This window comes from Capnocytophaga sp. oral taxon 326 str. F0382, from assembly GCF_000318295.1.
GTDB lineage: Bacteria > Bacteroidota > Bacteroidia > Flavobacteriales > Flavobacteriaceae > Capnocytophaga > Capnocytophaga periodontitidis.
In genome coordinates this window covers 1-9,877 of sequence record NZ_KB291418.1, presented here as the reverse complement: position 1 = coordinate 9,877, position 9,877 = coordinate 1, and the positions used below count along the sequence as shown (strand labels likewise).

General features: G+C 40.0%; 4 protein-coding genes. 1 reads left to right on the top strand and 3 read right to left on the bottom strand.

The window, feature by feature from the left end; genetic code table 11:
- Positions 1 to 20 precede the first annotated feature (20 nt).
- Complete coding sequence (locus HMPREF9073_RS08720) at positions 21 to 464, top strand: lipocalin family protein (RefSeq protein WP_009413403.1); 444 nt, start codon at positions 21 to 23, stop codon at positions 462 to 464.
- A gap of 112 nt (positions 465 to 576) precedes the next feature.
- On the opposite strand, the gene topA is transcribed toward HMPREF9073_RS08720, so the two are convergent.
- From topA to gyrB, 3 genes are all read right to left on the bottom strand, one after another.
- Positions 577 to 3,066 (bottom strand): type I DNA topoisomerase, encoded by a 2,490-nt coding sequence (gene topA, locus HMPREF9073_RS08715; RefSeq protein ID WP_009413402.1) that lies wholly within the window; start codon positions 3,064 to 3,066, stop codon positions 577 to 579.
- Between the two features lie 271 nt (positions 3,067 to 3,337).
- Positions 3,338 to 7,672: a translocation/assembly module TamB domain-containing protein gene (locus HMPREF9073_RS08710; protein WP_009413400.1), complete on the bottom strand. Its 4,335-nt coding sequence runs from the start codon at positions 7,670 to 7,672 to the stop codon at positions 3,338 to 3,340.
- 119 nt (positions 7,673 to 7,791) lie between these two features.
- Complete coding sequence (gyrB, locus tag HMPREF9073_RS08705) at positions 7,792 to 9,768, bottom strand: DNA topoisomerase (ATP-hydrolyzing) subunit B (protein WP_009413399.1); 1,977 nt, start codon at positions 9,766 to 9,768, stop codon at positions 7,792 to 7,794.
- Positions 9,769 to 9,877: the final 109 nt, after the last annotated feature.

The window sequence follows — 9,877 nt, the reverse complement described above, 5'->3', positions numbered from 1 at the left end:
AATAAAAACAATGTAAGCAAATGAAAAAACTTTTTAAAATGGCTTTAGTAGCCGTAGCAATTTTTGTAACATCGTGTGGAAAATCGGACGATAAAACAAATAATCAAACAAACAATAGCTTAGTAGGAAGTTGGATTATTGAAAGTGAAACAGAAAATGGTGTTGAGAAAGTTCTTGATGAATGTGAGAAGAAAAATACTTACACTTTCACTGCTGACAACAAATATTCTTTAGTTTCTTATGACATCAATCCTACAAACAATCAATGTAAAGAAAGTCAGGAGGAGGGTACTTACACTATTACTGGAAAACAGATTGTTTTAACAGAAAAAGGAGATAGAATAGGAGAAGCTGATGAAGCTACTTTTTCTATAACCAACAACAAACTTACTCTTACTTTTGAAGATTTCAACAAAAGTAGTAGTGTTACAGAAACTACTGTTTATATCTATAAAAGAAAGTAAATTTTCTTTATAAACTAAAAAAGCGCAATACCTCAAGGGGCGTTGCGCTTTTGTTATTTTATTTGTTTGGATATTTTAAAATTCTCCACATTAGAAAGTGTTCTACAATTACTTACTTACTTTTAGCTACTACTTTTTTGCGAGTAGTAGTTTTCTTAGGTTCTTTCTCGGTAAGGAGAGCAAGGGCTTGCTCTTTAGTGAATGTTGTTACATCGGTATCTTTAGGGAGCTCTACCTTGGATTTACCTTTGATGAGGGTAAAACGCCCCCAACGTGCTTTCTCTATACGAATAGTTCCTTCATCCCATTCTTTTACTACTTTCTCTGATTCTTTTTTAAGTTTATCTTCTATGAGTTCTTGTACATCTTGCTGGGAGAGGTGATCAAAATTGTACTTCTTAGGTACATTGATATAGGTGTTATTCCACTTGATAAAAGGTCCAAAACGACCTACTCCTTTGGTTACCTCTACCCCTTGATAAGTAGCAATAGGGGCATCGGCTTTTTTCTTTTCACCGATGAGTTGTTTGGCACGGTCGAGGGTTACACTAAATATATCTTCTCCTTTATCAAGCGATATAAAAGCTTCACCATAACGCACGTAAGGGCCAAATCTACCTACATTCACTTCTACATTTTTGCCATCAACTATACCTAAATGACGTGGAAGTTCAAAGAGTTTGAGAGCTTCTTCAAAGGTAATGGTTTCGATAGACATACCTGCCAGCAGACTTGCATAGATAGGTTTTTCGGTATCATCGGGGTTGCCTATTTGTGCCATTGCTCCATAACGCCCTAAGCGTACGCTGAGAGGACGCCCTGTTTTAGGGTCAGTGCCAAGTATACGTTCACCTGTTTCACGCCCTGTATATTTTTCAACATTTTCTACTACGGGGTGAAAATGTTTGTAGAAATCTGAAAGCATCTCTATCCAATTCTCATTACCCTCGGCTATTTCGTCGAAGCTATTTTCTACTTTAGCAGTGAAGTTATAGTCCATTATAGTATCGAAATGGTTTACGAGGAAATCGTTTACTACACTGCCTATATCGGTGGGGACGAGCTTTCCTTTATCAGCGCCTATACGTTCGGTTAGGGTTTTAGGGGTAATTACATTGCCTGTAAGGGTAAGCTGGTGGTAAGGGCGCACTTCCCCTTCAAGGGTACTACGCTCGACATAACCACGATTTTGAATAGTGGAGATGGTAGGCGCATAGGTAGATGGACGCCCGATGCCAAGTTCCTCTAATTTTTTTACTAATGATGCCTCGGTATAACGCGGTAATGGACGTGTAAAGCGCTCAGTAGCAGTGATATGGTGATTAGTGAGCTGTTCTCCTTTTTTAAGGTTAGGCAACATTCCTTCTTGTTCTTCTTCCTCGTCGTCGGTACTTTCTAAATAGACTTTAAGGAAACCATCGAATTGTACCATTTCACCATTGGCTATGAAATATTCTTTATGTTTATCGGCTTCTATTTTTACGGTGGTTCGCTCTATTTGGGCATCAGCCATTTGAGAAGCCAAAGTGCGTTTCCAAATCAGTTCGTAGAGTTTATTTTGGTCGGGTTCAGCAGCGATATTAGGGCGGCTCATATCGGTAGGGCGAATGGCTTCGTGTGCCTCTTGTGCTCCTTTACTTTTGGTTGCGAAGTTGCGCACTTGGCTATATTGCTCGCCGAAGAGCTGTACTACTGCATTTTTAGCTGTGGTGAGAGCTTCTTGTGAAAGGTTTACGCTATCGGTACGCATATAGGTGATGAATCCAGATTCGTACAAGCGTTGGGCTACCGTCATTGTTTTACTAACCGAAAAGTGCAATTTTCGTGCGGCTTCTTGTTGAAGCGTGGAAGTAGTAAAAGGCGGTGCAGGTGTTTTTTTAGCGGGTTTTCTTTCTAAGGATTGCACCTTGAAGTGAGCCCCTATATTCTGTTGCAAGAAAGCTTCGGCTTCTGCCTGAGTATCAAAATTTTTAGGGAGGGCTGCTTTTACCACTTTTCCTTCGGCAGTTGTAAATTCGGCGGTAATTCTATAAGAAGATTGTGTTTTGAAGTCCTGTATTTCGCGTTCTCGCTCTACAATAAGGCGTACAGCTACCGACTGCACGCGCCCAGCTGAGAGACCGCTTTTAATTTTTTTCCAAAGTACGGGGGAGAGTTCGTAGCCCACGAGACGGTCGAGCACACGGCGTGCTTGTTGTGCATTTACCAAATTATAATCGATGCCGCGAGGATTTTTAATAGCTTTTTCAATTGCTGATTTAGTAATTGAATTGAAGACAATGCGTTTTGTATTTTCTTTTTTGAGTTTGAGTGTTTCGGCGAGATGCCACGCTATAGCTTCTCCTTCGCGGTCTTCATCGGAAGCCAGCCATACGGTTTCGGCGGTAGCAGTGAGCGCTTTGAGGTCTTTTACGAGGTTTTTCTTATCATTAGAGATGAGGTAGTTTGGTTTAAATCCGTGTTGGATGTCTACCCCTAACTCGTTAGAAGGCAAATCTACAATATGCCCGTAACTGGACACCACTTTGTAGTCCTTACCCAAGAATTTTTCAATAGTTTTAGCCTTTGCAGGCGACTCTACAATCACTACATTCTTAGCCATACGCTTGTTTGTTATTTTGAGTTATTGGGCGCAAAAGTACAAAATAATTACGAATGACGAACGACGAACGACGAAAAAATGCTTTTCTTTCTATTTTTCATTCTTTAGTTCGAGCACTTTGCCTCATTTTTTAAATATTTTCTGCATCAACCCTTTGAAGGTATTGAAATCTAAAGTACGAAATAATTACGAATGACGAACGACGAATGACGAACGACGAACGACGAACGACGAACGACGAACGACGAAAAAATGCTTTTCTTTCTATTTTTTATTTTTTTGATTCGAGTACTTTACCGCCTTTTTTAAATATTTTTTGCATCAAACCTTTAAAGGTATTGAAATCTACTGAATAGGTAAGACCTACCCCTTGTGCATAACCTATACGATCGAGCATATACTGCTGCCATTCGTTTTCACGATTGAATATTTTGGCTGTGAGACTACCATCGGGGTTGAGGCGGAATTGCACTTCTACATTGCCGGCTACGGCAGTACGACTCACACCTCCTACAGGGATACCTACTTTGGCATTCACACTTGCCCAATCGGTGATTTGGGTAGAGACGGTGAAGCCTAAACGGTCGCTATTGATATCGGACGAACTATCGTTGATGCCTGCTTCATACGACACCCCTAAATTCAGCTTGTTATCTTCATCGGATAGCAATTGGTTGAATAGACCTGCAGCTGTTTCAAAAAGGTTATAGGCAACCAAACGATTATCGGTATTTTTCTCACTCATAAACGAGCCTTGTGCTAAGAGCGAGAAAGCTTGTAACTGTTTGCGGTCTTGGTCTTCTAACTTGTAGTTGAGTTCGGATACTAAACTTGGACTGCTATCAGGGAAGGTAATATCGAACAAGGTTTCGGGGTGCATCAGTTCGCCTTCTAATTTAATAACTACCTGAGTATTAATTTTTCGGTTATACTGACTGCTTTCTAAGAGGGTACTTGGGTTAGCACTGAGGTTATAGGCAGCTTTCAGGTCGCGCAAAGTAGCTTTTAGCGGATCACCACTCCACGAAATAGAGCCACCAGGGAGTACGGTAAAGCGTTTATCGATAATGTTCTCGTACTTGAAATTGTAGAAGCCTGAATAGGTAATGAAGTCTCCCCACATATTGAACTTACCATTGGTATTGATTTCAATAAGGAGTGTACCCGCTCCACGCCCTACAAGGCTACTACCTGTTTTTCTATCCATTACAATTTCCACTTCGGCAGTAGGGAGGACATCCAACTCAAAATTCAATTCTAAACCTTTGATAGACTCTAAGTTGCGGTTTAATTGAATCTTCTTATCTCCTTTTTCTATAAAGGTGATAAACGAGTCGTCGCCAACACTCTCGCTATCACTGAGTGGTATTTTAAAAGAAGTACCTTCTTCAGTTTTTGCATTTACTTTAATTGCAATCTCATCTAAAGCTCCTTTAATGGTAGCAGTTCCTTTCATAAAGGCAGTTCCGTAGAAGAGCGCTTCATCGGTATAAGGTGTATTGAGCACCATAAATCGTTTACCCAGAGTTTGCAATTTGAGGTCTAAGAACCAATCTAACAATCTGTTATGACGGATAGAGCCATTGAGGGTAGCCTGAGTTTTATAGGCTGTATCGGTGAGTAGCCAGTTGTCAATATCAAAAGTTTTGTTATTCACCTTGATACGTGCTCCTTCTTGTATATCGGCGTTGAGTTTGAGGTAGTCGATACCTACCCCCGCTTTGTGCAAGGTGAGCGTACCGTCCATCAGCGGGTCGGTTACACTTCCGTTTATTTTCACCTGTCCTGTTATTGTACCGCGTAGGTCGTAGAAGATACCTTCCAAAAACGGGTTGAAAGGCGAGAGTTCAAAGTCCTTGAAATAAACTGTAAGGTCGAGCAAAGTACCTTTTTTCTTATCCAGATTAATTTTTCCGCGTGTAGCAAATCCGAGAGCGCGCCCATTGGAGAAGAAAGCTCCTACATCAAAGGAGGACAAATCGTTATTGCCAAAGATACCGACTTCTAAATCGCCATAGTCGTAGCCATTCAGTTTAAAATACTGAATAAAGAGGTCGGCAGAAGGGTAATACAAATTTCCTCGCTGGGTGAGCGACACATTGCCGTTGAGCGTTCCCGTGAGATTGAGTCCTTTCATTTCGGGGACTATTTTATCTAACGCCACGTTGTGTGCCACCAAATGTAGATTCTTGTAATCTTTGGTAGTGATGAGTCCACTGAGGTTTATATACTGGTTTTGGTGTGCCATTTTGAAGTTGCTCACCTTAATCGTATCGGCGGTACGATTGAGCACAATTTTGTTGTACTCATTCATAGCATTCTCACGGTTAATATACCACTCATTACCTTTGAAATCTATGAGCGATTTTTTGATACCAATAATAGATTCTTGTTTTTTGTTGAGTGTATGATAGAAATTCAACTCGTAAGTATCTTTACCAGTATCCCCACCTTTGAACTCGGTGCGAAAGAAAAGTGTATCTTTAATAGTGGTATTAATCAGGTTGAAATCTTGAATAGCATAGACTCCAAAATCAGCTTTTTTTACTTCAAAATAAGTATTGTACAATGGGTTTTTATTGTCGATTTCAAGGCTAAGACTATCAATTTGATTGTTGTAGGCATTGATACTTGGTGATTTCATCTGGAATTTAAAACTTCCTTTATCGGCATCTATATTGCCATTGACAAAAGTATTGCTACCTATTTTGACTTTGGGTACGAACACTTCTACAATTTTGTTGTAGATATTGAAATGAAAATCTACATATTGGTTTTTCTCTATTTTATAAGGATTATATTGGGTATAGATGCTTCCTACGGCATTTTGGAGTACTTTTTTAATTTCAGTTAATTTAAATTTTCCTTTTACATTTCCGCTGACGATATCAGGTGAATTGATAGTAATTTCTTTAATTCCGTTGTTGAGAGTTGAAACCACTTCAAAATCTTTAAAGGTAAAGTCGCCTGCTGAATTGATGTAATTAGTGTTTTTAAAGGATATTTTTCCTACAATATCATCTAATTGGTTACCCGAAATATCAATTACTACCTTGCCACAGAACTGTGAAATGCTGTCCTTTTCCATAAAGCGTAACGCGTGGAGGTCGGCTAAAGCGATATCAGCTTGGAAATCGAATTTATTATTTCTGCCCGATAAGTCGGCAAGCCCGTTGAAGCTCATCATAAGATTGGGGTCGTGAGTGTCGATCTTACCGCTAAACACCTGATTTCGAAACTCTCCATTGATAGCTATGCGCTGGTAATTATAACCGTTATACCCCACTGAATGAATGGTACCATTGGCATAGAGTTTCATAGTAGCGAAATCTAAGCCTTCGCCACGCACTAACATATCGGTACTGATAGCCCCTATATTAGGATCGTCTAAAATTTTTCCTAAGTGAAATTGATTAGTAGTAAGTGTACCTTCAAAAGCTGTTTTATCGGTATGGGTAAGGTCGTCTAAAGAACCATCGATATGAGCTTCACCGTCATTAGTTTTTAGCCATACATTGGTTTGCAAGGAAGTGGTACGGTAAGCGAAATCACCATCTAAGGAGAACATTCCCAGCCTTTGCAGTTCCTCTGGGATATTTTTGCCCAAGACTTCGGGCATCAAGTAAGCTAAATCGTTATAAATACTCTCGGCGTGTAGGTTTTTGGCGATAACGGCGATATTAGCGTGTTGAGAGAGCAGATTTTGAAAAGCTAAATCACCTTCAATAAGTGTATTTTGATAGGAGATTTTACCTTGAGGAATGACAAAATTATTCAATGTACCCTTCATAGTTACGCCTTCTAACACTATATTTCTACCCCCATTGAAACCGTTGTAGAAAGCGTTTAAATCGGTAGTGTTCACAATAGCTTTAGGCAGATGGACATCAAAGACTACTTTATTTACAAAATCGCCAAAACTGCCATTGTGAGGCAACATAGTTATCGTACCTTGAAGGTCAGTTTGAGGTGTTTGCAATCGCAAATCCTTAGCTTGCATCAAGCTATCGGTATAGCTAAAATAGGTGTTTAGGTGGGTAACTTCTAATTTGTTGTCGAAACGGAAGTTGGCTTCTTTCATTTCAAAGAAGATTTTACTACCTAAGATTTTAAAGTCGTTTAGTTCGGTGTTTAGTTTAGTAACTTTTAGTATAGAAGGGTCAGGATTGTTATCATTGGAAATATAACAATAGCTATCTTTGAGCTCTATACCTTTAGCTTTCATCACAAATTTACCTGTACTGGGTTCACCTGAATCGAATTTATTCACAAATACATCGAGGTTTGAGAGTGTATCGCCTTTGTGAGTTTTCATATTGAAAACAATGCTATCACCTTTGATATTGCCGAAGTACAGATTACCATCAATCAGCTGTTTGAAGTCTAAAATAGAAGTAGTGAGTTTTTTAGCTGAAATAAGCGTATCTTGTTTATGGTCGCGAATAAGGATGTGCTTGATATCTACATCACCATTGATTTTCAAGTGAATGCGGTCGATATTTAAGTCGATACCAAATTCCTTATTCAGGTAAGCTACTGCCTTTTTAGCAATGAAAGTTTGGGTGGCAGGTAAGGTCAAAAGAAGAGCCGTAACCCCCAGTAACACAAGGGTTATAAGGAAGAAACGAACAAGTATTTTTCGTAATTTTTTGATAGAATGAGTGTTTTAGTTGTTGTATATAAAGTAGGGGCATTTTGCAAAACGCCCCTACAGAGTTGATCATATTACGCGTCGATTTTCGCATATTTAGCGTTTTTCTCGATAAACTCACGACGGGGAGGGACTTCGTCACCCATTAGCATAGAGAAAACGCGGTCGGCTTCAGTAGCGTTATCGATAGTTACTTGGCGGAGAGTACGGTGTTGAGGATTCATAGTTGTATCCCACAACTGGTGGTCGTTCATTTCACCTAAACCTTTGTAACGCTGAATGGTTACATTGCCCATTTCGGCAGAAAGTGCATCGCGTTGTTTTTCATTCCAAGCGTATTCTTCGCGTTTGCTACCTTTACTTTTCACCAAATAGAGCGGTGGTGTAGCGATATACACGTGACCATTTTCTATAAGTTCACGCATATAGCGGAAGAAGAATGTAAGGATAAGAGTTGTAATGTGAGAGCCATCAACATCGGCATCGCACATAATAATCACTTTATGATAACGTAGCTTACTCAAATTAAGTGCTTTAGCATCTTCTTCAGTACCGACAGTTACCCCCAAAGCGGTATAGATATTTTTAATTTCGTCGCTATCAAATACTTTGTGTTGCATTGCTTTTTCGACATTGAGGATTTTACCTCTGAGAGGCAATATTGCTTGGTTATCTTTATTTCGACCTTGTTTAGCAGTACCGCCCGCTGAGTCACCCTCAACGAGGAAGAGTTCGCATTTTGTAGGGTCTTCTTCAGAACAATCGGCAAGTTTACCAGGGAGACCTCCACCGCTCATCACGCTTTTACGTTGCACCATTTCACGGGCTTTGCGTGCTGCCTGACGAGCTTGAGCTGCTAAAATAACTTTCTCAACAATGGTTTTGGCATCATTAGGATTTTCCTCGAGATAATCTTCGAGCATTTGCCCAACGGCTTGAGATACTGCTGAAGTGACTTCACGGTTACCGAGTTTAGTTTTAGTTTGACCTTCAAATTGAGGTTCAGCGACTTTTACTGAAATAACGGCGGTAAGACCTTCACGGAAGTCATCACCTTCAATCTCTACAGGATTCTTTTTATCCTTGCTCATTTTTTCGAGCAAACCTGATTTATCGGCATAGGCTTTGAGCGTACGGGTAAGCCCCATACGGAAACCTTGCAAATGAGTTCCTCCTTCAGAAGTGTTGATATTATTGACGTAAGAGTGCAGGTTCTCGTTGTAAGAGTCGTTGTAAATCATAGCGACTTCTACTGGAATACCGTTCTTTTCACCTTCCATAGCAATTACACCGCCAATGATAGGCATACGGTTGCCGTCAAGGAATTTCACGAACTCTTTCAATCCATTTTCTGAATAGAATTTTTCAGTGATAAAGTTACCTTTTTCGTCCTTATTACGGAGGTCGGTAAGGGTAATTGTAATACCTTTATTTAAATAAGCGAGTTCACGGATACGAGCGGCAAGAGTATCGTACTTATACTCGGTAGTTTGTTCAAAGATCAATTCATCGGGGTGGAAAGTAACTTTAGTACCACGTTTATCGGTATCACCTACCTGTTTTACAGGGTACATAGCGACCCCACGTTGGTACTCTTGTTCCCATATTTTGCCGTCGCGATATACAGTAGCTTTTAGATGGTCGGAAAGGGCATTTACGCAGGAAACCCCCACACCGTGCAAACCGCCTGATACTTTGTAAGAGCCTTTATCGAATTTACCACCTGCACCGATTTTGGTCATTACCACTTGGAGAGCAGAAACGCCTTCTTTTTTGTGGATATCGACGGGGATACCACGTCCATTATCTTCGACGGTAATAGAATTATCTTCGTTGATAGTTACAGAAATCGTATCGCAATAACCAGCGAGGGCTTCATCGATAGAGTTATCGAGCACCTCGTATACAAGGTGGTGCAAACCGCGTGTTCCTACATCACCGATGTACATAGAGGGGCGCATACGCACGTGTTCCATTCCTTCGAGGGATTGGATATTATCTGCTGAATAGTCAGCAGAATTTAATTGTTCGTTATCTAATTCTTCTGCCATAATTTTATTATCGAATCAAGGGTGCAAAGGTACGAATAATTGGCTAATTTTGCAAATTAGTGAATTTACTAATTAAAAAACTCCCCGATTAGCATTAGTTAATCGGGGA

Coding starts and splice junctions, on each gene's coding strand:
- HMPREF9073_RS08720 (WP_009413403.1), top strand. CDS start 21: ATGAAAAAACTTTTTAAAATGGCTTTAGTAGCCGTAGCAATTTTTGTA.
- topA (WP_009413402.1), bottom strand. CDS start 3,066: ATGGCTAAGAATGTAGTGATTGTAGAGTCGCCTGCAAAGGCTAAAACT.
- gyrB (WP_009413399.1), bottom strand. CDS start 9,768: ATGGCAGAAGAATTAGATAACGAACAATTAAATTCTGCTGACTATTCA.